The organism is Inquilinus sp. CAU 1745, assembly GCF_039839375.1.
Lineage (GTDB): Bacteria > Pseudomonadota > Alphaproteobacteria > DSM-16000 > Inquilinaceae > JBDOQU01.
Map to the genome: position 1 here is coordinate 1 of NZ_JBDOQU010000012.1, position 23,684 is coordinate 23,684.

21 protein-coding genes are annotated in these 23,684 nt (G+C 66.0%); 15 read left to right on the plus strand and 6 right to left on the minus strand.

What is annotated here, in order from left to right; translation table 11 throughout:
- Nucleotides 1-216 precede the first annotated feature (216 nt).
- Entirely contained in the window at nt 217-714 is a 498-nt protein-coding gene (locus tag AAFN89_RS14190) for a phosphate-starvation-inducible PsiE family protein (RefSeq protein ID WP_347539728.1), read from the minus strand.
- Between the two features lie 118 nt (nt 715-832).
- On the opposite strand from AAFN89_RS14190, the gene AAFN89_RS14195 reads away from it, so the two are divergent.
- A complete protein-coding gene (locus tag AAFN89_RS14195; RefSeq protein WP_347539729.1) occupies nt 833-2,656 on the plus strand; it encodes a M3 family oligoendopeptidase in 1,824 nt (607 codons plus the stop codon).
- Here the strand turns inward: AAFN89_RS14195 and AAFN89_RS14200 are convergent, their stop codons facing one another.
- Complete coding sequence (locus AAFN89_RS14200) at nt 2,657-3,631, minus strand: ABC transporter ATP-binding protein (protein ID WP_347539730.1); 975 nt, start codon at nt 3,629-3,631, stop codon at nt 2,657-2,659. It lies immediately after the preceding gene.
- A gap of 188 nt (nt 3,632-3,819) precedes the next feature.
- On the opposite strand from AAFN89_RS14200, the gene rodA reads away from it, so the two are divergent.
- From rodA to ettA, 7 genes are all read left to right on the plus strand, one after another.
- Nucleotides 3,820-4,965 (plus strand): rod shape-determining protein RodA, encoded by a 1,146-nt coding sequence (gene rodA / locus AAFN89_RS14205; RefSeq protein ID WP_347539848.1) that lies wholly within the window; start codon nt 3,820-3,822, stop codon nt 4,963-4,965.
- A gap of 233 nt (nt 4,966-5,198) precedes the next feature.
- Nucleotides 5,199-5,792, plus strand: coding sequence for an exopolysaccharide biosynthesis protein (locus tag AAFN89_RS14210; protein WP_347539731.1), 594 nt, complete (start codon nt 5,199-5,201; stop codon nt 5,790-5,792).
- A gap of 21 nt (nt 5,793-5,813) precedes the next feature.
- Nucleotides 5,814-7,112: a hemolysin family protein gene (locus tag AAFN89_RS14215; RefSeq protein ID WP_347539732.1), complete on the plus strand. Its 1,299-nt coding sequence runs from the start codon at nt 5,814-5,816 to the stop codon at nt 7,110-7,112.
- 151 nt (nt 7,113-7,263) lie between these two features.
- The gene (locus AAFN89_RS14220; RefSeq protein WP_347539733.1) at nt 7,264-7,839 is read left to right on the plus strand and encodes a hypothetical protein; all 576 of its coding nucleotides are present in this window, start codon (nt 7,264-7,266) and stop codon (nt 7,837-7,839) included.
- 28 nt (nt 7,840-7,867) lie between these two features.
- A complete protein-coding gene (locus AAFN89_RS14225; RefSeq protein WP_347539734.1) occupies nt 7,868-9,550 on the plus strand; it encodes a methyl-accepting chemotaxis protein in 1,683 nt (560 codons plus the stop codon).
- 94 nt (nt 9,551-9,644) lie between these two features.
- Nucleotides 9,645-10,499, plus strand: a complete 855-nt coding sequence (locus AAFN89_RS14230; RefSeq protein WP_347539735.1) for a polyphosphate kinase — start codon at nt 9,645-9,647, stop codon at nt 10,497-10,499.
- A 101-nt stretch (nt 10,500-10,600) separates the two neighbouring features.
- Entirely contained in the window at nt 10,601-12,280 is a 1,680-nt protein-coding gene (gene ettA / locus AAFN89_RS14235) for an energy-dependent translational throttle protein EttA (RefSeq protein ID WP_347539736.1), read from the plus strand.
- A 596-nt stretch (nt 12,281-12,876) separates the two neighbouring features.
- Here ettA and AAFN89_RS14240 read toward each other — a convergent pair.
- Nucleotides 12,877-13,482 carry an ABC transporter substrate-binding protein gene (locus tag AAFN89_RS14240; protein WP_347539737.1) on the minus strand — a complete coding sequence of 202 codons (606 nt, stop codon included), beginning with the start codon at nt 13,480-13,482 and terminating at the stop codon, nt 12,877-12,879.
- Nucleotides 13,483-13,573: 91 nt separating this feature from the next.
- On the minus strand, nt 13,574-14,431 hold the full coding sequence (locus tag AAFN89_RS14245) for a VacJ family lipoprotein (protein ID WP_347539738.1): 858 nt from the start codon (nt 14,429-14,431) through the stop codon (nt 13,574-13,576).
- 285 nt (nt 14,432-14,716) lie between these two features.
- Here AAFN89_RS14245 and AAFN89_RS14250 point away from each other — a divergent pair, with 285 nt between their 5' ends.
- The 6 genes from AAFN89_RS14250 to AAFN89_RS14275 all read left to right on the plus strand — a co-directional run bounded on the left by AAFN89_RS14250 (nt 14,717) and on the right by AAFN89_RS14275 (nt 21,856).
- Nucleotides 14,717-15,700: a metalloregulator ArsR/SmtB family transcription factor gene (locus AAFN89_RS14250; RefSeq protein ID WP_347539739.1), complete on the plus strand. Its 984-nt coding sequence runs from the start codon at nt 14,717-14,719 to the stop codon at nt 15,698-15,700.
- On the plus strand, nt 15,697-16,569 hold the full coding sequence (gene metF, locus AAFN89_RS14255; protein WP_347539740.1) for a methylenetetrahydrofolate reductase [NAD(P)H]: 873 nt from the start codon (nt 15,697-15,699) through the stop codon (nt 16,567-16,569). The genes AAFN89_RS14250 and metF overlap by 4 nt, the downstream gene beginning before the upstream one ends.
- A 37-nt stretch (nt 16,570-16,606) precedes the next feature.
- The gene (metH, locus tag AAFN89_RS14260) at nt 16,607-20,089 is read left to right on the plus strand and encodes a methionine synthase (RefSeq protein ID WP_347539849.1); all 3,483 of its coding nucleotides are present in this window, start codon (nt 16,607-16,609) and stop codon (nt 20,087-20,089) included.
- A 140-nt stretch (nt 20,090-20,229) separates the two neighbouring features.
- On the plus strand, nt 20,230-20,388 hold the full coding sequence (locus tag AAFN89_RS14265) for a YqaE/Pmp3 family membrane protein (RefSeq protein ID WP_347539741.1): 159 nt from the start codon (nt 20,230-20,232) through the stop codon (nt 20,386-20,388).
- A gap of 6 nt (nt 20,389-20,394) precedes the next feature.
- The gene (locus AAFN89_RS14270; RefSeq protein ID WP_347539742.1) at nt 20,395-20,781 is read left to right on the plus strand and encodes a DUF4112 domain-containing protein; all 387 of its coding nucleotides are present in this window, start codon (nt 20,395-20,397) and stop codon (nt 20,779-20,781) included.
- A gap of 103 nt (nt 20,782-20,884) precedes the next feature.
- The gene (locus AAFN89_RS14275) at nt 20,885-21,856 is read left to right on the plus strand and encodes a DMT family transporter (RefSeq protein WP_347539743.1); all 972 of its coding nucleotides are present in this window, start codon (nt 20,885-20,887) and stop codon (nt 21,854-21,856) included.
- A gap of 32 nt (nt 21,857-21,888) precedes the next feature.
- Here the strand turns inward: AAFN89_RS14275 and AAFN89_RS14280 are convergent, their stop codons facing one another.
- Complete coding sequence (locus AAFN89_RS14280) at nt 21,889-22,416, minus strand: DUF882 domain-containing protein (protein ID WP_347539744.1); 528 nt, start codon at nt 22,414-22,416, stop codon at nt 21,889-21,891.
- Nucleotides 22,417-22,542: 126 nt separating this feature from the next.
- On the opposite strand from AAFN89_RS14280, the gene AAFN89_RS14285 reads away from it, so the two are divergent.
- A complete protein-coding gene (locus tag AAFN89_RS14285; protein ID WP_347539745.1) occupies nt 22,543-23,043 on the plus strand; it encodes a pentapeptide repeat-containing protein in 501 nt (166 codons plus the stop codon).
- A 236-nt stretch (nt 23,044-23,279) separates the two neighbouring features.
- Here the strand turns inward: AAFN89_RS14285 and AAFN89_RS14290 are convergent, their stop codons facing one another.
- Entirely contained in the window at nt 23,280-23,684 is a 405-nt protein-coding gene (locus AAFN89_RS14290) for a helix-turn-helix domain-containing protein (RefSeq protein WP_347539746.1), read from the minus strand.

The window sequence follows — 23,684 nt, forward strand, 5'->3', positions numbered from 1 at the left end:
AGAAAGTCGCCATCATCGCCGTCGCCAGAAAGCTCCTCACCCACCTCAACGCCATGCTCAGAGACCGTAAAGCCTGGGCCTGACAACACAGTTGCCAGCTTCCGCTGGAATGACCAATAAAAAACAATGTCATGCTGGACTTGATCCAGCATCCATACGACGTCGATGGCGAGCGGACCGCGCCCGGTCCTTCGCCGCCGGTGAAGCGGTGACTATCTATGGATTCGGGTCTGGTTCCGGCTCTCGCCTGTCCGAGGGATAACGATAGGAGGCGAAGCGCAGCACCAGCACCGCGATGGCGAGAATCAGGATCGCGCCGGTTATGTAAAGAAGATCCATGCCGGTACGGTGCTCCGCGCCCACGATTTCGATCAGGACGCGGCCGAGCGCGGTGATCGCGATATAGATCAGGTATCGGACCGGCAAGCGCGTGGTCTTGAAGTAGATACCGACCATCGCGCCGATCTCAAGATAGATGAACAGCAGAAGGATGTCTTCGAGCCGCGCATGGCCTTGTTCGACCATGCCGATGAAGGCGACTGCCGCCGACCAGACGGTGGTGGCGCCAATGGTGAACAGCGCCAGCAAATGAAATGCCTCGACAAGGAACCCGCCCACCACGTCGGCGGTGTCCTTCATGACACGGTGGGCGTTGGCGATCCGGGTGCGCAGAGGGTGAAGTTCGTTCGCCATCGTCACGTCCTCTCCCGCCATCCTGGAATAGCATGTCTCGTAATTTGTAACATACGGCAGCCTCCTCACGAGGCTTCGGCTTGGCGGCGGGCGGTTTTCTCGCCATATGTCGCTCTGACCGATGACGAGGAGATTCTGAATGACCTTCACCGCCGCCGACAGCGCCGCCGCTTCCGCTGCCGATGCTCCGGATCTGGGCGACCTGCCGACATGGCGGGTCGACGACCTCTATCCCGGCCGCGACTCAGAGGCGTTGAAGGATGATCTGGCGAAGGCGGAGGAAGCGGCGAAATCCTTCCATGACCGGCTCCAGGGCAAGGTCGCCGAACTGGACGGCGCGGCACTGGGTCGGGCGATCGCCGAATTCGAGGCGATCGACGAAACGCTCAGCCGGGTGATGAGCTACGCCTACCTCATCTATGCCGGCGACATGTCGGATGGCGCGAACGCCCGCTTCCTCCAGGCGATGCAGGAGAAGGCGACGGACATCTCCAGCTTCCTCATCTTCTTCTCGCTTGAGATCAACCGGCTGGACGAGGCGGACCTGGAGCGCAAGCTGGCGGCCCCGGAACTGGCGCGCTACGCCCCCTGGCTCCGCGACACCCGCGCCTTCCGCGACCATCAGCTTTCCGACGAGCTGGAGAAGCTGCTGCATGAGAAGTCGGTCGCCGGACGCGCGGCCTGGGTGCGGCTGTTCGACGAGACGGTGGCGGCCCTGCGCTTCCCCGTCGCCGGCAGGGAGATGACGGCGTCGGAAGCTTTGGACAGCCTCTCCCACCACGACGGCGCAAGGCGCAAGGAGGCGGCGGAAGCCATCGGCCGGGTGTTCGGCGACAATATCCGCCTCTTCGCCCACATCACCAACACGCTGGCCAAGGACAAGGAGATCGAGGATCGCTGGCGGGAGTTCCCGGAGCCCTGGTCCTCCCGCAACCTCTCCAACCATGTCGAGGATGAGGTGGTCGACGCGCTGCTCGACGCCGTGCGGCGATCCTACCCGCGCCTGTCCCACCGCTATTACGCGATGAAGGCGAAATGGTTCGGCGGCGACCGGCTGGACTATTGGGATCGCGGCGCGCCGCTGCCGGACGAGGCCGACAAGACCATCGGCTGGGACGACGCCCGGTCGATCGTGCTGGACGCCTATGGCCGCTTCTCCCCCGATCTCGCCGATGTCGGCCGGCGCTTCTTCGAGGAAGGCTGGATCGACGCGCCGGCCCGCCCCGGCAAGGCGCCGGGGGCCTTCGCCCATCCGACCGTGCCGTCCGCCCACCCCTATATCCTGCTGAACTATCTGGGCAAGACGCGCGACGTGATGACCCTGGCCCATGAGCTGGGGCACGGCGTCCATCAGGTGCTGGCCGGCGACCAGGGCCATCTGCTCAGCGACACGCCGCTGACGCTCGCGGAAACCGCCAGCGTCTTCGGGGAGATGCTGACCTTCCGCTCGCTCCTGGACGCGGAGACGGACCCGGCGCGCCGCCGCCAGCTACTGGCCGGCAAGGTGGAGGACATGCTGAACACCGTCATCCGCCAGACCGCCTTCTTCGATTTCGAGCGGCGGGTCCATACCGAAAGGCGGGAGGGCGAGCTGTCGCCGGAGCGGATCGCGGAGATCTGGATGGATATCCAGGGAGAGAGCCTGGGCCCCGCGCTGCGCTTCGACGATGTCTATGGCGGGTTCTGGGCCTATATCCCCCACTTCATCCATTCGCCCTTCTATGTCTATGCCTACGCCTTCGGCGATTGCCTGGTGAACTCCCTCTATGCGGTCTATCAGGACGCCGAATCCGGGTTCGCCGAGAAATATCTCGACATGCTGCGCGCTGGCGGCGTCAAGCGGCACAAGGAGCTTCTGGCGCCCTTCGGCCTCGACGCCACCGACCCCGCCTTCTGGGACCGGGGCTTGAGCGTGATCGAGGGCTTCATCGACGAACTGGAGGCCGCCGACCGGCAGGCATAGCTACATCCAGCGCGCGATCATGCGGTGCTGGACCCGGGTCTGCTCCATGATCCGGTAGAAGGTCAGCAACTGCCGCGAAGGGTCGACCAGCCGGTCGAATCCCGAAACGAAGGCGACGACGACGCCCAGCGTCGTCTCGCCCCGGGTGACCAGATAGCCGCCGACAACGAGCGCGCTCAGGGACGCCAGATTGTTCATCAAATTGGTGGCGCCCTTGCCGGCGAACTTCCAGAAATAGATCTTTATCCGGTTCCGATAGATGCTCTCCAGCGACGGTCCATAATCGCCGCCGCTGGATTGCTGACCGGATTCTTGGCCGGTTTCGGCCGCCACCTGCTCACCCATGTCGCGAAGAAGGCCGACCCGGCGCTCCACCAGCCGGTTCACCAGCCGCTGGATCAGCGGCGCGGCGATCGCCTGGGGCGCCAGGAAACAGAGGCTGATCAGCGCCAGCAGCGGCTCCATCACCAGCATGTAGCCCAGGATCGCGATCAGCGTGCCGGCGCTCACCAGCGGCTCGGACACGCTTTCGCCGACGAAGCCGCCCAGCTTCTCGACCTCTCCGCCGATGATCGACACCGCTCTGCCGCCGCCATTGTCGTCGGGCGTCGCCTCGGCGCGCCTGTGCTCGGCGTTCAGCCGGGCGAGATGGAGGCGGGTATAGCGGATGGCGCTTTCCCCGACCCATCCCTGATAGAGGTGCAGGAAGAATTTGAGCCCGGCCTCAAGCAGCATGACGGCGAGATAGAGGACGCCCAGGATCGCCAGCAGCCTGACATCCGATCCGCCGATCGCGTCGTTGACGATGCGGCGCTGAAGTTCCAGCGGCGCCATGCTCAGCGCCGCCACCACGATCGCGACGAGCGACAGGCCCGCCTGATGGCCGCCGCTCATCCGCCAGACATAGCCATAGAGCGTGGCGGCCGGCGTGTCGTCGCCGGTTCGTTCGATCCTGTTGGGAGACGGTGTGACCATGCGTCCGTAAACCTGTTCTTGATAGTCTCCGGGTTAAGGTGCTTGTTACGGGGAAGACGAAATGGCCCCCTCACCCAACACCCTTACCCTCGCCCCTCAGGGGAGAGGGAGGGACCCGCGAAGCGGGAGGGTGAGGGGTGTTGGACCGCCCCCTCCCACCCGTAACGCGCGAACCCGCCTCAGGGATCATGGTAACCGGCTACTGGCAACCGTCCGAACCCCGTCTTTCGCTGCTTGAGAAGCTGCGGATGCTCAATTGGGGGTTCGTCATGCTGATCGTGATGATCGGCGCGATCGGCGTCGCCCTGCTCTATTCGGCGGGCGGGCTGTCGTGGGAGCCGTGGGCCTCCCGGCAGCTCATCCGCTTCATCGCCGGCATGGGCGTCATGCTGGTCCTGGCGATGATCGATGTCCGGTTCTGGCTGAAGGTCGCCTATCTCGGCTACGCGGTCGGCCTCGTCATGCTGGTCGCGGTGGAGATCATGGGCCAGGTCGGCATGGGCGCGCAGCGCTGGATCGATCTGGGCGTCATCGTCATCCAGCCGTCGGAACTGATGAAGATCGCCCTGGTGCTGGCGCTGGCGCGCTATTTCCACACCCGCACGACGGAGGAGATCCATCGTCCGGTGGTGCTGATCCCGCCGATCCTGATGGTGCTGTTGCCGGTCGCGCTCGTCCTGCTTCAGCCCAATCTCGGCACGGCGATGCTGCTGCTGCTGGGCAGCGCCGCCCTGTTCTTCGCCGCCGGCGTCCGGCTGTGGAAGTTCGTGGTGGTGTCGCTGGCCGGGCTCGCCATGCTGCCGATCGGCTGGCAGTTCCTGCACGATTACCAGAAGCAGCGGGTGCTGACCTTCCTTAACCCCGGCAGCGATCCGCTGGGGGCGGGATACAACATCCTGCAATCGCAGATCGCGCTGGGCTCGGGCGGCATGTTTGGCAAGGGTTTCGGGCTGGGCACGCAGAGCCAGCTCATGTTCTTGCCCGAGAAGCATACCGACTTCATCTTCGTCGTGCTGGCGGAGGAGATGGGCATGGCCGGTGCGATGCTGCTGCTGGCGCTCTACGCCATGGTGCTGGCCTACGGCTTCGTCATCGCGCTCAGCGCCCGCAACCAGTTCGGCCGGCTGGTCGCGGTCGGGCTGACCTTCGCGTTCTTCCTCTATCTCTTCGTGAACGTCGCGATGGTGACGGGGCTGATCCCGGTCGTCGGCATCCCGCTGCCGCTGGTTTCCTACGGCGGGACGGCGATGCTGACCCTGCTGATCGGCTGCGGCATCCTGCTCAGCGTCTCGGTCCACAGGGACACCCGCATCCCCCGCCGCATCCACGATTGAGGCCGTCCATTTCCATTCGCCCCCTTGGTCCGGCGCCGGGGCTTCACCATTTGAAAGTGTCCCGCCCTGGCGCACGGCACGTTCCATGCGATAGGGTCGCCGGCGCCGGCGGTCTTCGCCGGACGCTTCTTTTCAGTCGTCACGATGTATAGCCAGTGAGCCAGAACGAAGATCCTCCGAGTACCGGCGCCCGTTCCGCGAACGCCATGCGGAACGGGAAAAGTTTCTCAGACGTGCTGCGGTCCCTCGCCGACGCCGCCGATCCGGGTGAAAGAATATCGTTCGGCACGCTGCTCGACGCGCTTCATGACCGCGCCTTTGGCGCCCTGATGCTGGTCTTCGCCGCGCCCAACGTCATCCCGATCCCGATTCCCGGGATATCGACGCTTCTCTCCGCGCCGCTGCTCTATCTCGCCGCCCAGCTCATGCTCGGCCACGACCGGCCCTGGCTGCCGCGCTGGATCGCCGAACGCTCGATCTCCGCGCTGGATTTCGAGGCCATGGTCGACCGCATCCTGCCCTGGGTCATCAAGGCCGAACGGATGCTGAAGCCCCGGCTCGACCTGCTGGTCAACCCGTCGGCGGAGCGGCTGATCGGGGCGATCTGCCTCGGCCTGTCGATCATCCTCTTCTTCCCCATCCCGCTCGGCAACATGCTGCCGGGGCTCGCGATCTCCCTGCTGGCGCTCGGCATCCTGGAGAAGGACGGCGTCTTCGTCGCCGTCGGCTCCGTGCTGGCCGTGCTGTCGGTCGTCATCGTCTTCGGAGTGCTGGTCGCCATCGCCAAGGCCATCATCTTCCTCATCGCCCAGGCCCTCGGCCTCTAACCAACGGGAAGATCGAAGCCAATGCTGGTGTGGCAAATCCTGATCGTCGTGCTGCTGGTCGTGCTGAACGGCTTCTTCGCGATGTCGGAGCTGGCGGTGGTGTCGGCGCGGCGCGCGCGCCTTCAGCAGATGGCCGATTCCGGCAGCCGCGGCGCCCGGTCCGCCCTGCGGCTGATCGAGGACCCGACGCGGTTCCTCTCTTCCGTCCAGATCGGCATCACGCTCGTCGGCATCTTCGCCGGCGCCTATTCCGGCGCCACCCTTTCCGAACCCTTCGCCGAATGGCTGCGCACGATGCCGGTGGTCGGGCGGTCGGCCGACACCATCGCCCTGGCCGTGGTCGTCGTGTCGATCACCTACCTGTCGCTGATCGTCGGCGAGCTGGTTCCCAAGCGGATCGCGATGAACAACGCCGAAGGCATCGCCGCCTTCGTCGCGCCGACGATGACCATCGTGGCCAAAATCGCCGCGCCGGTCGTCTGGTTCCTCGGCGTCTCGACCAAGGTGACGCTGAAGCTGATCGGCGTCAAACCGTCGCCCGCCTCCACCGTGACGGAGGAGGAGGTCAAGACGATGATCGCCGAGGGCACGGAAGCCGGGATCTTCAAGAAGGCGGAGCAGGAGATGATCGACGGTGTGATGCGGCTGGCCGACCGGTCGGTCCGGTCGATCATGACGCCCCGCCACGACGTCGTCTGGCTGGACCCGTCCGACCCGATGGAGGCGGTGCGCCAGGAAATCGCGGACGCCGGCCACTCCCGCTATCCGGTGTCGAAGGGGGAGTTGGACGATGTCGTCGGCATCATCCACACCAAGGACATACTGGACCGCCGCCTGTCCGGGGAGGAGTTCGACCTGGCCGCTTCGGCGCGTCAGCCGCTGACGGTCCATGAAAGCATGCCCGTGCTCCGCCTGATGGAGCTGTTCCGCTCCTCTCCCGTCCACATGGCCGTGGTGCTGGACGAATATGGCGGCATCGAAGGCATCGTCACGCCCACCGACGTCCTGACCGCCATCGCCGGCGCCCTGCCGGAGGGCGAGGAGGACGGCGCTCCGGAAGTGGTGGCGCGGGAGGACGGGTCTTGGCTGGTCGACGGCCGGCTGGCGATCGACGCCGTGGAGCGGCTGCTGGGCCGTCGCGGCATGTCGGATGATGACGACTACACGACGCTCGCCGGCTTCGTCCTGTGGCAGCTGGGCCATGTGCCCAAGGCCGGCGAGCACTTCACCTGGGAGGGGTTGCGGTTCGAGGTCGTGGACATGGATGCAAGGCGGATAGACAAGGTCCTGATCTCCCCGCCATCCGCTCAAGAAAATTAAGAGAAATTCGTTTCGGAATTGTAATTAACTCGAAACTGTTCTTAGTCGCTAATATAACAATTCTTTAATGATCATTGGTTAATGACGTTCTTCGAAGATTTCGCTTCGGAGAATTAAAGTCATGCACCTCGCTCGTTTTGCGATTTTCGCATTGGGGACTTCGCTTATTTCGACGGCCGTTTCGGCCTCGGAACCGGAGGTCAGCGCCGACATCATCGATGACGCGCTGGTCGCGCAGGTGCGGGAATGGGTGGAGACCCCGGTCGTCGCGATGACGCTGGAGGCCCAGAACGCGCGCTACGCCGACCTCGACCAGTCGGCGATCGACGTGCTCGACCAGCAATGGCGCGCCGAGACGGAGAAGGACGACCAGCCGCTGATCGCGGCCACCCTGTCCAGCCCGCTGTCCAGCTATCTCCTCCAGATACAGGCGGGGTCTCTCGGGCTCTACAGCGAGATCTTCGTCATGGACGCCAACGGCCTCTCCGCCGGACAGAGCGCCATCACCAGCGATTTCTGGCAGGGCGACGAGGACAAGTTCCTCAAGACCTATCCCGAAGGCGCGGACGCCGTTTTCATCGACGCCGCTGAATATCACGACGGCACCGGCACCTGGCGGGCGCAGATCAATATGACCGTTGTCGACGATGCCGGCCAGCCGACCGGCGCCGTGACCGTGGAGGTCAACCTGACCGAACTCGCCCGCCGCCAGGCCCTGGGCATCTGACGTGGCTTCCAAAAAAGGATTCACCATCATGGAACGTTTCGCGTCCTGGTCCATCGGCCGGAAGCTGACCGTTGCCTTCACCTTCCTGACGCTGATCATCGTCGGCGTCGGACTGTTCACCGGCCTCAGCATCCAGGTCGCCTCCAATCTCAACCGCGACGTGCGCGAAGTTCTCCGGCTTCAGGACAGCGTCGCTGCCATGCGGTCCGCCGTGGCCACGCAGCAGGGCGCCGTGCGCGGCTTCCTCCTGAGCGGGGACCGGACACTGGTCGACCGCTACCAGGCGGGTTTCGACCGGTTCCAGGAACTGATGGAGGAGGCGCGGGCGCTGACCGATGATGAGGCGGCGCTGGCCCAACTGGCGACGCTGGAAACCGCGCTTGTCGATTGGCGCACCGGCGCCGCCGACCGGCAGATCGACCTGATGCGCCGGCCGCTCACGGTCAACGAGGCGCGGGTGATCGAGACGACCGGCCGCAGCCAAGCTCTCCTCGATTTGGTGGAGGGCGAGATGGCGGACCTGATCGCGCAGGTGGACGCCGAGGTCGCGGCCAATCAGGCCGCCATGCAATCCACCTTCTCCACCATGCTGTGGGCCGCCATCATCGGCGCGCTTGCCGCCGTCATCGTTTCCGTCGCCGCGGCCATCCTGTTGATCCGCGCCATTTCCCGCCCGATCGTGGCGCTGACCGGCACCATGGGCGTGCTGGCCTCCGGCGATACTTCGGTGGAGATCGCGGGGGCCGACCGCAGGGATGAGGTCGGCCGGATGGCTGGGGCCGTCCAGGTCTTCAAGGACAGCATGATCGAAACGGCCCGTCTCCAGGCGGAGCGGGAGAGCGAGCAGGAGGTCAAGACCCGCCGCGCGGCGGAGATCGAAACCGCCACCCGCGCCTTCGACAGCGAAGTCGCCTCCCTGATGGCCGAGGTCGGCACGTCGCTGGACCATCTGCGCTCGACCTCGACCCAGATGTCCTCGATCGCGGAGGAGACGAACCGCCAGGCCAGCACCGTCGCCGTGGCGTCGGAGCAGGCGTCGGCAAACGTCCAGACCGTCGCCGCGGCGGCGGAGGAATTGACCGCCTCCATCGCGGAGATCGCCCAGCAGGTCGAGCGGTCGACCATGATCGCCGGCGAGGCCGTCGAAGAGGCGCGCCGGACGAACGACACCGTCCAGGGCCTGTCCGAAGCCGCGGCCCGGATCGGTGAGATCGTGAAGATCATCAACGACATCGCGGAGCAGACCAACCTCCTGGCGCTGAACGCGACGATCGAAGCCGCCCGCGCCGGGGAGGCCGGCAAGGGCTTCGCCGTCGTGGCGTCGGAGGTCAAGAATCTCGCCAACCAGACCGCCAAGGCGACGGGCGACATTTCCGAACAGATCGGCTCCATCCAGTCGACCACCCAAACCGCGGTCACGGCGATGGGGTCGGTCGGCGCGGTCATCGACCGGATGAACACCATCTCGGTCGGCATCTCCTCCGCGGTGGAGGAGCAGGGGGCCGCGACGGCGGAGATTTCCCGCAACATCCAGGAGGCGTCCTCCGGCACCGCGGAAGTCAGCCGCAACATCCTGGACGTCACCCGTGCGGCGGAGGAGACCGGCCACGCCGCGTCTTCCGTACTCAAGGAAAGCGGCGAGCTCTCCTCCGGCAGCGAAAAGCTGCGCCGGACCATCGACGCCTTCCTGAAGACGGTGAAGGCCGCCTGAACGGAAGGCCGGAACGTCCGGCCTTCAGCGTCATTTGAAAGGGGAACGCCGGTCAGCCGGCGCTCCCCTTTCGTTTGCCGGAGGCCCGCCGCCCTTGTCCCACAAGCCCAAGCACCACCATTTCCGCCTCGCCGACCTGCCGATGGACCGTAAGCTCTCGCGGAAGGATTATGACGAGAAGCTGGCCGGCCTCCACCGCAAGCTCCAGGCTATCCAGCAGGCCTATCTGGTTTCCGGCGATCGCGCGATCGTCGTCTTCGAAGGCTGGGACGCCGGCGGCAAGGGCGGCGCGATCCGCCGCATGACCTCGGTGATGGACCCGCGCTCCTGCCATGTCTGGCCGATCGGCGCGCCGACGGACAGGGAGCAGGGAAAGCACTACCTGTTCCGCTTCTGGCAGCGGCTGCCGGACCCGTCCTCAATCGCGATCTTCGACCGCTCCTGGTACGGGCGGGTGATGGTGGAGCGGGTGGAGGGTCTGGCGAGCAGGGAGGAATGGACCCGCGCCTACCATGAGATCGCGGAATTCGAACGCATGCTGATCGATGACGGCGTGCGCATCGTGAAGCTTTTCCTGCACATCACGCCGGAAGAGCAGCTTGAGCGGTTTCGCAAGCGCCTGGAAGACCCGCTGAAGCGCTGGAAGCTGTCCTATGAGGATTTGCGCAACCGGCAAAAATGGGACGATTACGTCGGGGCGATAGAGGAGATGATCGATCGGACCTCCACCGCGGCCGCGCCCTGGACTGCCATACCCGCGAACGACAAGGACTATGCCCGCATCGCCGCGATCGAGACGGTGGTCGAGACGCTGTCGCGCGGCGTCGACCTCAGCCCCCGACCCATCAGCCCCGACCTCGCCAGGGTGGCGCGGGAGGCGCTGGGGCTGGACCTGCCGGTCGAGAAGGAGGACGAACCAGGGAAGGCGATGGGGCAGGGCAGGGGCTGAAACCCTACCCTCTGGGCATAGGCCGTCTTGTGCGTTAAAAGGCGGGCCGCGCGCGACGACCGCCGATCCCATTCCCGAAGCACCGGAGAGCAAGGACCGTCATGGCCTCCTATCAATATATCTACGTCATGAAGGGCATGACCAAGGCCTTCGCCGGCGGCAAGAAGGTCCTGGACAATATCTGGCTGTCCTTCCTGCCCGGCGCGAAGATCGGTGTCCTGGGCCCCAACGGCTCAGGCAAGTCGACCCTGATGCGGATCATGGCCGGCATCGATAAGGAATTCACCGGCGAGGCTTGGGCGGCCGAGGGCACGAAGGTCGGCTATCTGCCGCAGGAACCCCATCTGGACCCCGCCAAGACCGTCCAGGAGAACGTGCTGGAGGGGCTGGGCGAAATCCATGATCTTGTGAAGCGGTTCGAGGAGGTGAGCCTCAAGTTCGGCGAGGTCACCGACGATGATGAGATGAACGCCCTGATTGAGGAGCAGGCGGAGCTTCAGGAGAAGATAGACGCCGCCGACGCCTGGGATCTCGACCGGACGGTGGAGATCGCGATGGACGCGCTGCGCTGCCCGCCGGCCGACGCCGACGTGACGAAGCTGTCCGGCGGCGAACGGCGGCGCGTCGCGCTCTGCCGCCTGCTGCTGTCCAAGCCCGACATGCTGCTGCTGGATGAGCCGACCAACCATCTGGACGCCGAAAGCGTGGCCTGGCTGGAGCGGTTCCTGCGCGAATATTCCGGCACCGTCGTCATGGTCACCCACGACCGCTACTTCCTCGACAACGTCACCGGCTGGATCCTGGAACTCGATCGCGGCCAGGGCATCCCCTATGAGGGCAACTATTCGGCCTATCTGGAGGCCAAGAAGAAACGCGTCGCCCAGGAGGCGAAACAGGAGGCTGGCCGGCAGAAGACGCTGGATTCCGAGCTGGAATGGATCAGGGCCGGCGCGCGCGGCCGCCAGGCCAAGCAGAAGGCCCGCATCAACGCCTATGAGGAGCTTCTGGCCAAGTCGAAGGAACAGTCGGCTGGCCCCGGCCAGATCGTCATCCCGACGCCGCCGCGCCTGGGCGATCTCGTCATCCAGGCCGACGACGTGGCCAAGGGCTTCGGCGACCGGCTGCTGATCGAGGATCTGTCCTTCAACCTGCCCAAGGGCGGGATCGTCGGCGTGATCGGCCCGAACGGCGCCGGCAAGACCACCCTCTTCCGGATGATCACCGGGCAGGATACGCCCGACGAAGGCAGCTTCCGCGTCGGCGACACGGTGGTGCCCGGCTATGTCGACCAGAGCCGCGACAGCCTGCGCGACAAGAAGACGGTGTGGGAGGAGATCTCCGACGGGTTGGACGAGATCGATCTTGGCAAGCGCAAGATGCCCAGCCGCGCCTATGTCGGCTCCTTCAACTTCAAGGGCGGCGACCAGCAGAAGAAGGTCGGCCAACTATCGGGCGGCGAGCGCAACCGCGTCCACATCGCCAAGATGCTGAAGTCGGGCGCGAACCTGATCCTGCTCGATGAACCGACCAACGATCTGGACGTGGAGACGCTCCGCGCGCTGGAGGAGGCGTTGCTGGACTTCCCCGGCTGCGCCGTGGTCATCAGCCACGATCGCTGGTTCCTCGACCGCATCGCCACCCACATCCTCGCCTTCGAGGGCGACAGCCAGGTGACCTGGTTCGAGGGCAATTACGAGGATTACGAAGCCGACCGCAAACGCCGCCTCGGCGCCGAAGCCGACCAGCCCCACCGCATCAAATACAAGCCCCTGACCCGGTAGCGGGAGGAGCGGCGACCTTCCCCATTCGTCATTCCCGACTTGATCGGGAATCCATGGGACGGCGCCGCTTCACCGGCGAGAAGGACTGGGCGTAGTCCCGACGGCCGTCGATACCGCATGGATGCTGGATCAAGTCCAGCATGACGGGCTTCTGGCGCGGCGCCCGCATGGTTCGACAGGCTCACCTTGAAGAGGAGGGGCGAAGACCCTTCCCTATTCGTCATTCCCGACTTGATCGGGAATCCATAGGCCGTCACCGCTTCACCGGCAGCGAAGAACCAAGCGCGGCTCCGCTCGCCTTCAACATCCCATGGATGCCGGATCGGGGTCCGGCATAACGTTGTTTTTATTGGTCATTCCGGACTTAATCCGGAATCCATGGGCCGTCGCAGCCTCACCGAAGGCGAAGAATGGGCGAGGCTCCGGCTCCCTCGACATCGTATGGATGCCGGATCAAGTCCGGCATGACGAACTTTGGTGGCGGACCGCCCTCTTCTCCTCATCCTGAGCTTGTCGAAGGATGTGTGCCCGCATGGTTCGACAAGCTCACCATGAGGAGGAGAGGCTCAGAATGAGGGGAGGGGCAAAGCCCCTCCTCACCCCGCGCGGGCGTGGGCGATCTGGTTGCGCATGGCTTGCAGCAGGGCTTCCACCTGTCCGCCATTGCGCTGGATGACCGAGGCGAACTCGTTGCGCTGGGTCACGCTCATCGAGACGCCTTCGACCACCACATCGATGATCTGGAAGCCGTCCTCCCGCTCCCGGACGCGCCAGGCGACATTGACCGGCGGGCCGTCGGGGCGGACGATCCGGCTTTCCACCATCACGTCGCTTTCGCCCGCCGGGCGGGCGCCGGTGACGGTGAAGGTCTCCCCGGAATATTCGACGAACCGCCGCGCATAGGTTTCCAGCACCATCTGCTCGAACAGCTGGAGATATTCCTGCTGCTGCTCCGGCGTGGCGACGTTCCAGTAGCGGCCCAGCACGAAGCGGGCGACCGTGGGCACGTCGAAGCCCTCGCGGAACACTTCCCGGAACTGCGCGACCGATTGTTCGGCGTCGAGGTCCGGCTGCCGCAGGATTTCGATGGTCTGGTCGCCCAGTTCGGCGATGAAGTCGCGCGCGCCCTGATCGTCCGCTGCGGCGGCCGGCGCGGCCGACACCATCAGCAGCAGGGCGGCGATCTTTGCCAGCTTCTTCATGATGCTCACGACTCGTTCCCGTGATGGATCGTTATGAGGTTAAACCGAGCGGGGCGGGCCGGAGTTGCACCGACCGCCCCGTTCCGGATTCTCAGCTTCCGGGCGCGGGCTCGGACTCCGGTTCGGACTCCGGCTCGTAGTCCGGGATCTCCGGCATCTCCGCGGCGCTGTAGTCGGGGATCTCGGGCATCTGCGCGGAAGCGTCGGGCGCGCCGTCGCGGATCTGCGCCGCGCGAAGCTGCCGGTAGGCGCTGCGGACGGTGGCGTAGTAATCCAGCGAGTTCCGCTTCAGATCCTCGGTGACGTCCAGCGTGCGGGCGCGGGCGTCGATCACTTCGGCGGCCGAGCGGCCCCAATTCTGTGCTTCCGTGGATACCATCCAAACAGGATCGGACAGGATGTCCACGGCCAGGCCCGCCGCGTCGCGCGGGTTGCTCGGCCCCAGCAGCGGCAGCACCAGATAGGGACCCTCGCCGACGCCCCAGACCGCCAGCGTCTGGCCGAAACCCTCCGGCTCGAAATAGAGCTTGTTGTAGGCGGCGACGTCGACGATGCCGCCCAGCCCGATCGTGCTGTTGATGAAGAACCGGGTCGCCGCGACCTCCGCGCCATGCCAGTCACCCTGAAGGAGCTGGTTGGCGATGATGACGGGCGACCGCAGATTGCGCAGGAAGTTGGTGACGTTGTTCTCGATCGGGTCGGGCGTCACGAAGGTGTAGGTAGTGGCGATCGGCCGGATGATGACGGTGTCGACCGCGTCATTGACGGAGAAGATGACCCGGTTGATCGGCTCCAGCGGGTCGTTCACGTCCCGCGCGTTGCTTTCGGCCATCTGTCCGGTGGAGGCGCAGGCCGCCAGCGACAGGGCGATCAGCGCTGTGGCCATTCCCTTGATCCGGCCGGCGTTTCCCGGCTGGGGGCGAATGGCGTCGATACGGTTCAGGCTCAATCCCGAATCTCCAGCAAATCGGCGGTCGCGAACCGCATCCACCCGTCCCGGCGGGCCTGACGGCGGCACCCTGACGGACTCTCGAAGTCTTCGCACTATCACAGCCTGCCCCGATTTGACCAGCAAGGTCGCCATCGGGAGCGATCAATATGCAACGCCTGTTGCAGATAGATCGCATTCGATGTGACGTGTTGCATGTGCGTATAAAGATATCTTTATATATGTCTTTATTCTGCCGGCTCCCTTTGATAAAGTCCATTCGGTCGCGAAGGAAGGAATCCGCGCATGGAAAATCTGTTGCAGGGATTGCGGGCGGCGGCGGAGCCGACGCGGATGCGCATCCTGGCGCTGTGCGCCCAGGGCGAGCTGACGGTGACCGACCTGACGCAGATCCTGGGGCAGAGCCAGCCGCGCGTCTCCCGCCATCTCAAGCTCCTGTGCGACGCCGGCCTGCTGGCGCGCTACCGGGAAGGCACCTACGCCTTCTTCCGGCTGGCGGACCGGGGCGGCTACGCCGAACTCGCCCGGACGCTGGCCGGGCTGATCCCTGCCGACGACCCCCAGGTCGTGCTGGACCATGAAAGGCTGGCCGGCATCAAGCGGGACCGGGCGGCGGCCGCTGCCCGGTATTTCCGCACCAACGCCGGCCGCTGGGATGAGATCCGCGCCCTCCACATCGCCGACAGCGAGGTCGAGCGCGCCGTCCTGGACCTGCTGCCGGAGGAGGGGATCGACGATCTGCTGGACCTCGGCACCGGCACCGGACGGATGCTGACCATCCTCGCCGACCGGGCCGAGCGCGCCGTCGGCATCGATTTGTCGCGGGAGATGCTGGCCGTAGCGCGGGCCAATCTGGAACGATCCGGCCTGCGCCGCTGGCAGGTTCGCCAGGGCGACCTTTACCAGCTTCCGCTGCCCAACGCGGCCTTCGACGTCGCTGTGATGCATCAGGTCCTCCACTATCTGGAGGATCCCGACGACGCGCTGGCGGAGGCCGCCCGCGTCATGCGCCCCGGCGGCACGCTCCTGGTCGCCGATTTCGCCCATCACGGCGTCGAATCGCTGCGGGAGGAGCACGCCCACCGCTGGCTGGGGTTCGAGGATGCCGACGTGGTCCGCTGGCTGCGCGCCGCCGGCTTCCAGTGCGATGCGCCGGTGCATCTGCCGGGCCAGCCCCTGACCGTCACCCTCTGGCGGGCCGTCCGTGCCCCGGACGCTCCCGTCGCCACCCTGCCGCGCCCCGACCGCTTCGCCGGAGAGACGCCATGACCCGCGACATCGCCGTCAGCTTCGAATTCTTCCCGCCGAAGAGCGAGAAGATGGAGGAGACGCTGTGGCAGTCGATCACCCGGCTGGCCCCCTTGTCCCCGCGATTCGTCTCCGTCACCTACGGGGCGGGCGGCGGCACGCGGGAGCGCACCCACGCCACCGTCGCCCGCATCCAGGACGAAACCCCCCTCCGCGCCGCCGCCCATCTGACCTGCGTCGGCGCGACCAGGGGTGAGGTGGATGAGGTCGCGCGCGCCTACTGGCGGGCCGGCATCCGCCATATCGTCGCCCTGCGCGGCGATCCGGCCGACGGGCAGGGAGCTTCCTACGCCCCCCATCCCGGTGGCTACGATTATGCGGCTTCCCTCGTCGCCGGCATCCGCGCCGTCGCGCCGTTCGAGATCAGCGTCGCGGCCTACCCCGAAACCCATCCCGAAGCGCCTGGCGCCGATTCGGACCTTGAGAACCTGAAGCGCAAGGTCGATGCCGGCGCGACCCGCGCGATCACGCAGTTCTTCTTCGACAATAGCGCATTCCTGCGGTTCCGCGACCGCGCGGCGGCGGCCGGGATCGGCGTGCCGATCGTGCCCGGCATCCTGCCGATCACCAATTTCGCCCGGACGGTGGAGTTCGCGCGCGCCTGCAACGCCGCGATCCCGCCGGCGCTGGCCCATCTGTTCGACGATCTGGACGGCGATCCGCAGACCCGCCAGCTCGTCGCCGCCAGCGCCGCCGTCGACCAGTGCCGCGCCCTGCGCGACGAGGGCGTCTCCGAATTCCATTTCTACACGCTGAACCGGGCGGAACTGACACTCGCCATTTGCCGGGCGCTGGGCGTCCGCGCCGCGCGCGAAGCCGTCGCCGCCTGACCGGAAGGATCGAAATCCCTTGGCTCATCTTCTCGACATGCTCCGCGACCGGGTGCTGCTGTGCGACGGCGGCATGGGCAGCCGCGTCCAGGCGCTGGACCTCGACGTGGAGCGCGACTACCAGGGCAAGGAGAACTGCACGGAGGTACTGAACCTCTCCCGCCCCGACCTGGTCCGCGGCATCCATCGCGGATATTTCGAGGCCGGGGCCGACATGGTGGAGACGAACACCTTCGGCGGCTCCCCCCTGACGCTGGCGGAATTCGATCTTCAGGACAGGGCGCGGGAGATCAACAGGGTGGCAGCGGAGATCGCGCGGGAGGCGTCGGAAGGCTTCTCCGACGGCCGGCAGCGCTTCGTCATCGGCTCGATCGGGCCGGGCACGCGCCTGCCCAGCCTGGGCCATGTCGCCTATGACGATCTGGAAGCCGCCTTCGCGACCCAGTCGCGCGGCCTGATCGATGGCGGGGTCGACGCGATCCTGATCGAAACCTGCCAGGACCCGCTCCAGATCAAGGCGGCGGTCAACGGCGTGAAGCTCGCCCGGCTGGATGCCGGAACCGACACGCCGGTCTTCGTCCAGGTGACGGTGGAGACGACGGGCACGCTGCTGGTCGGCGCGGACATCGCCGCCGCCGCGACCGTGGTCCGCGCGCTCGACGTGCCGCTGATCGGCCTCAACTGCGCCACCGGCCCGCAGGAGATGGCGGAGCATGTCAAATGGCTGTCGGAGAACTGGGACGGCCTCCTCTCCGTCCAGCCGAACGCCGGCCTGCCGGAACTGATCGACGGCCAGACGGTCTACCCGCTGGGCGCGCGGGACCTGGCGGCGTGGCTGGAACGGTTCGTGGAGGAGGACGGGCTGAACCTGATCGGCGGCTGCTGCGGCACCGACGTTCCGCACATAGAGGCGCTGGACGCGATGCTGCGCCGCCGCGCCGGCTCCGCCCCGCGCCCCGCGGTCGCCGCCCGCACGTCCTACTGGATTCCTTCCGTCGCCTCTCTCTACGGCGCGACGCCGCTCCGGCAGGAGAACGCCTATCTCTCGATCGGGGAGCGCTGCAACGCCAACGGATCGAGGAAATTCCGCGAGCTTCAGGATTCCGGCGATTGGGATTCCTGCGTCGCCATGGGGAAGGAGCAGGTGCGCGAAGGCTCCCACACGCTGGATGTCTGCACCGCCTTCGTCGGCCGGGATGAGATCGCCGACATGACGGAGGTCGTGACCCGCATGACCGGGGCCGTCACCGCCCCGCTGGTGATCGATTCGACCGAATATCCGGTGCTGGAATCCGCCCTCAAGCTCTATGGCGGGAAGGCGATCCTGAACTCGATCAATTTCGAGGATGGGGAGGAGCCCGCCGCCGCCCGCCTGACCCTGGCGCGGAAGTTCGGCGCGGCCGTGATCGCGCTGACGATCGAGGAAGCCGGCATGGCCAAGACGGCCGACGACAAGCTTCGGGTCGCGCACCGGCTCTACGATTTCGCGGTCAACCGGCACGGCCTGCCGGCGTCGGACCTGATGTTCGATCCGCTGACCTTCACCATCGCCACGGGCAATGAGGACGACCGCAAGCTGGGGCTGGAGACGCTGGACGCGATCGAGCGGATTTCCCAGGAGATGCCGGACTGCCAGATCATCCTCGGCCTCTCCAACATCTCCTTCGGCCTCAATCCCGCCGCGCGCCACGTGCTGAACTCCGTCTTCCTGGACCACGCACAGCGGCGCGGGCTGACCGGCGCGATCGTCCATCTGTCCAAGATCATGCCGCTCCACGCCATCGACCCGAAGGAGGTCGAGGTGGCGGAGGATCTGATCTTCGACCGCCGCCGCCCCGGCTACGACCCGCTGGAGGCGCTTCTGGAGATGTTCGCCGACCGCAAGGCGGCGAAGGCGGAGACGCGGAAGCGCGCGGAGACGGTGGAGGAGCGGCTGAAGGAACGGATCGTCGACGGCGACCGCCAGGGGCTGGAGGACGACCTTGCCGAGGCGATGAAATCCTACCCGCCGCTGGACATCATCAACACCCATCTGCTGGACGGCATGAAGGTGGTCGGCGACCTGTTCGGGGCCGGCAAGATGCAGCTTCCCTTCGTGCTGAAATCGGCGGAGACGATGAAGACCGCCGTCGCCTTCCTGGAACCGCACATGGAGCGGCTGGAGGGCCAGGAGAAGGGGACGATCGTGCTGGCGACCGTCAAGGGCGACGTTCACGACATCGGCAAGAACCTGGTCGACATCATCCTCACCAACAACGGATACAAGGTCGTCAATCTGGGCATCAAGCAGCCGATCGCGACCATCATGACGGCGGCGCGCGAGCACAAGGCCCACGCCATCGGCATGTCCGGCCTGTTGGTCAAGTCGACCGTGGTGATGAAGGACAATCTGGCGGAGATGACGCGGGAGGGCTTCGACATCCCGATCTTCCTTGGTGGAGCGGCGCTGACCCGGAACTATGTGGAGGAGGATTGCGTCAGGACCTACGCCTCCGGCCGGGTCGCCTATGCGCGGGACGCGTTCGACGGGCTGTCCTTGATGGACAAGGTGGTCCACGGCCAGTTCGACGGCCATCTGGAGACGCTGCAGAAGAAGCGGGTAGGCAAGCCGTCGAACCAGAACCGGAAGCTGGGCCGCGCGACGAAGCCCACCGGCAAGGTCGATCCCGCCACGGCGCGGAAGCGCCGGCTGGCATTCTCGGACGGAATCGAGATCCCGGCGCCGCCCTTCTGGGGGCCGCGCGTCATCGCGCGCGTGCCGCTGAAGACGCTGGTCCCCTACGTCAACGAACGGATGCTCTACCAGATGCAGTGGGGCTACCGGAAGGAAGGCCGCCGGCTGGACGATTACATGGCATGGGCGCAGCGGGAGCTTCGGCCCCTGCTGAAGGAACTGGTCGACCGTTGCGAGAATGAGGACATCCTCGTCCCGCAGGCCGTCTACGGCTATTGGAAGGCGGCCGCCCAGGGCGACGACGTGATCCTGTTCGAAGAGGACGGCCAGACGGAAGTCGGGCGCTTCACCCTGCCCAGGCAGGCGCAGCCCGCGCGCGGGGAGGAAGCGGGGGCCTGCATCGCCGACTTCTTCCGCGATGTCGATTCCGGAGAACGCGACGTGATCGGCCTCCAGGTCGTCACCATGGGCCAGCGGGCGTCGGACGTGGCGCGCGACTGGTTCGCGACGGATCGCTACCAGGACTATCTCTATCTCCACGGCCTGTCGGTGGAGATGGCCGAGGCCATGGCCGAATATGTCCACAAGCGGATCAGGGCGGAGCTGGGCTTCGCGGCGGAGGACGATCGCGATATCGACCGTATGCTCCAGCAGGGCTATCGTGGCAGCCGCTATTCCTTCGGCTATCCCGCCTGCCCGAACCTTGAGGACCAGGACCTGCTGCTGCGGCTGCTGGATGGCGGCCAGATCGGCGTCGACCTTTCCGACGAACACCAGCTCCATCCGGAACAGTCCACCTCGGCCATCGTCGTCCACCACCCCAAGGCGAAGTATTTCGGCGTCTGAAGGCGGAACAAGCACCCTGTAAGGCGGTTAAGGTCCAAGCCCCACCTTCCCCTCTCCCCTCGTGGGAGAGGGATCGACGTATACGTCGATCCCGCGAAGCGGGAGGGTGAGGGGACTTCAATACCAGCAGGGACGGTTCCATGGACATCCTCCGCATCCTCATCGCGATCCTCATCCCGCCGCTCGGCGTCTTCCTCCAGGTCGGCATCGGGCTGCATTTCTGGCTGAACATCCTGCTGACGATCCTCGGCTACATCCCCGGCATCATCCACGCCATCTGGGTCATCGTGCGGAAATAGCCGCCGATGGCCGGAAGCCCGTCCCATCACGAACGGCGGAAGCTCATAGAGGAGCTTGACCGGATTGCCTGGTGGCTTGACGACCGGTTCCGCGTGCCGGGGCTGGGCTGGCGTTTCGGCCTGGACGGTCTGGTGGGGCTGGCGCCGGGGGTGGGTGACGCGGCGTCGGGCTCGGTTTCGGCCTATCTGGTGTGGCGGGCGCGGAAGCTCGGCGTTCCCAACGCCATCCTCGCCCGCATGATCTGGAATGTCGGGATCGACGTGGTGGTCGGCAGCGTCCCGGTGCTGGGCAGCCTGTTCGATTTCGGCTGGAAGGCGAACCGGCGCAATATCCGCCTCCTGCGCCGGCATCTCGAAGAAACGACCGATCCCGCGATTGGGCCGCCGCGATAGGATACGCAACGCTCCCCTGCGTGATTGTCTCTTCCTGGATCGGCGGAAGCCATGGCAGGGTTGCCGTCGTGCCCTCCCTTCTAAGAATCCCCTGGCTCCTCGAATGTCCGCCGTCGCAGAACCCGGCTCCGCCGCACTCGACGCCACGCCCTTCCGCGGCATCCTCTACAAGGTCTGCGCCACGGGACTCTTCGCGTCGATGAGCGCGATCATCAAATGGGTCGGCGACGATTATCCGATAGGCCAGCTCGTCTTCGTGCGGAGCTTCTTCGCCCTTATCCCCGTCTTCCTGCTGATCCGCTGGGCCGGGGGCCTGAAGGCGCTGCGCACCCGCCGGCCCGGCGCGCATCTCCTGCGGTCGCTCTCCGGCATTACGGCCATGAGCCTCTCGTTCAGCGCGCTGACCATGCTGCCGATCGCCGACGCCACGGCTCTGGGCTTCGTTGCGCCGCTGATCGCCACAGCGCTGGGCAGCCTGCTGCTGGGGGAGGCGGTGCGCGTCTATCGCTGGACGGCGGTCGCCATCGGCTTTTGCGGCGTGCTGCTGATGGTGCAGCCCCAGGGCGCGCAAGGCGGCGGCTTTCTGGTCGCGGGGATCGTCCCGCTGGGCGTCATGCTGGCGCTTTGCGGCGCTTTCTTCACGGCGCTGGCCCAGATCGCCATCCGCCGCATGTCGGGGACGGAGCCGTCGATCGCCATCGTCTTCTATTTCACGCTCACCTGCACCATCTTCGGCGCCCTGACCCTGCCGTTCGACCATGTGATCCCCACGGGCTGGGACATCCTTCTCCTGGTCATGATCGGCCTTTTGGGCGGGTTCGCGCAGGTCGTGATGACCTCCTCATACCGCCATGCGCCGGTGGCGACGCTGGCGCCCTTCGACTATGTGACCATGCTCTGGGCGCTGCTGATCGGCTATTTCGTCTTCGCCGAACTGCCCCGGCCGCTGGTGCTGGCGGGGGCCGCGGTGGTGATGTCGTCGGGCATCTTCATCCTCTGGCGCGAACACCGGCTGGGGATCGAACGCGCCCGCGTCCGCCGCGCCGGCGGCGCTCCGACCCCCCCGGCGGTCTGAGCCGACGGTCTGAGCCAGTGGTCTGAGACAGCCTATCGCCGATACCACAACCGCTTCGGCCCGGTGTCCAGATGGACGAAGTCCGACCGCCAGTAGATGCCCAGCCCGCCGCTCTGCACCGCCTGGGCGAAATTCGCCAGGATATGGATGCCGTAGCCCTGGACGGAGACGTCCACGGCCTGTCCGCGCAGATGATAGCTGTTCAAGGCCGCCCCTTCCGGCCGCAGCGCCTCGTTCGTCGCGTGGGTGCGATATCCGGAATGGATGTTGAGCGTCGGCGTATGGCCGCGCGCCACCACATAATGCTGCTGCAATTCCCACAGTATCGCGAAAACGCCGGGATCGATGGTGCGGGAGATTCCCTCCCGGTGATCGCGGAACAGCCAGTTCAGTTCGGCCCGCGCCGACGGGATCGGTTGCGCCCCGTCATGCCACGGGCCGTCGAAGCTCTCGCCGGTATGGGGATTGTAGAGCTTGAGCCGCCGGGATTCCGCCGCCCGCGCCGGTCCGAACGCCAGCGCCGCCGCCGAGGCGGCGACCAGTTCCCGTCGCGTCAGCATGTCGATCGTTTCCCTTCGCCGCCCATGGTTGAAGCCCGGGGTTGAAGGTGGTGCCTCGTCCTTCCGCCGCAAGGGCGGAACGTTCCCGCTTTGCCTTCGCCGTCCCGTGCCTCTACATCATGGAACATGATTTATGCAGCACTGGCCGGGATCGCGTTCCTGCTTTCCGTCCTTCTCCCCCTCCAGGCCCAAGCCGCCTGCTCCGACCCGCCGGCGCCGGAGGTGGTCTGGCGGCGATGCCTTCAGGACAACCTCAACCTGACCGGCGTCGATCTCAGCAACGCCCAGCTCCGTGACAGCACCTTCATCCGCTCCACCCTCGACGGCAGCGACATGTCCGGCGTCGACGCCTACCGCGCCCGCTTCATCAGCGCCAGCATGGTCGGCGTGACGCTGGACGGCGCGCGGCTGCAGCAGGCGGACCTCACCAAGGCCGACCTCACCGGCGCGTCGCTGGTGGAGGCCAACCTGCGCCAGGCGATCCTGATCGACGCCGATCTGACCGGGGCGGATCTGACAGGGGCCAATCTCGGCGGCGCGAGACTCAGGAACGCCATCCTCTCCGGCGCCACCTGGATCGACGGCGACCGGATCTGCGCGGAAGGCTCGGTCGGGCGCTGCCAGTGACGCGCCGCCCAATAAAAACAATGTCATGCTGGACCTGACCCCATAGGCGCTAACTTTGGTCGTAATTTTCCCCTCTCCTGCTTGCGGGAGAGGGAGGGACCCGCCGCGAAGCGGTGGGAGGGTGAGGGTTTTGAAGGCGAGGGTGTGAGGCTCACCGCCTCAAAGTTAGCGCCTATGGGACCTGACCCAGCATCCATACGGTGTCGATGGACGCTGGGGCCGCGCCCGGATCGGCGTCACCGGTGGCGGCGCGGCTTCTCCGCAGGAATAATGGCGGCTCCGAGCATCCCGATATTCAGGCCGGCGGCCGAAGGCTGAAGGGACAGCGGTGCCTTCAGGCGGACGCCCGGCCCCTCCTTGCCGGAATAGAGCAGACGGACCCCGCCCTTCTCGAGTGCCTCCACCAGCAGCGTCTCCGTCGCACGGTGAAGCGCGTGGCGATGGCATTCGAAATCCTTGATCGTGCTGCGGGACACGCCCGCCAGCGCGGCCAATTGCTCCTGCGTCCAGTTCAGAAGGCCACGGGCCGCCCGACACTGTTCAGGATGAAGATTCGTCACGAATGACCCTTGCCCCATAACGGCGAAGTCAACCATAATGGTTGAAATCAGGCAACGCTCCTGTTCCTTGGACGCAATCAT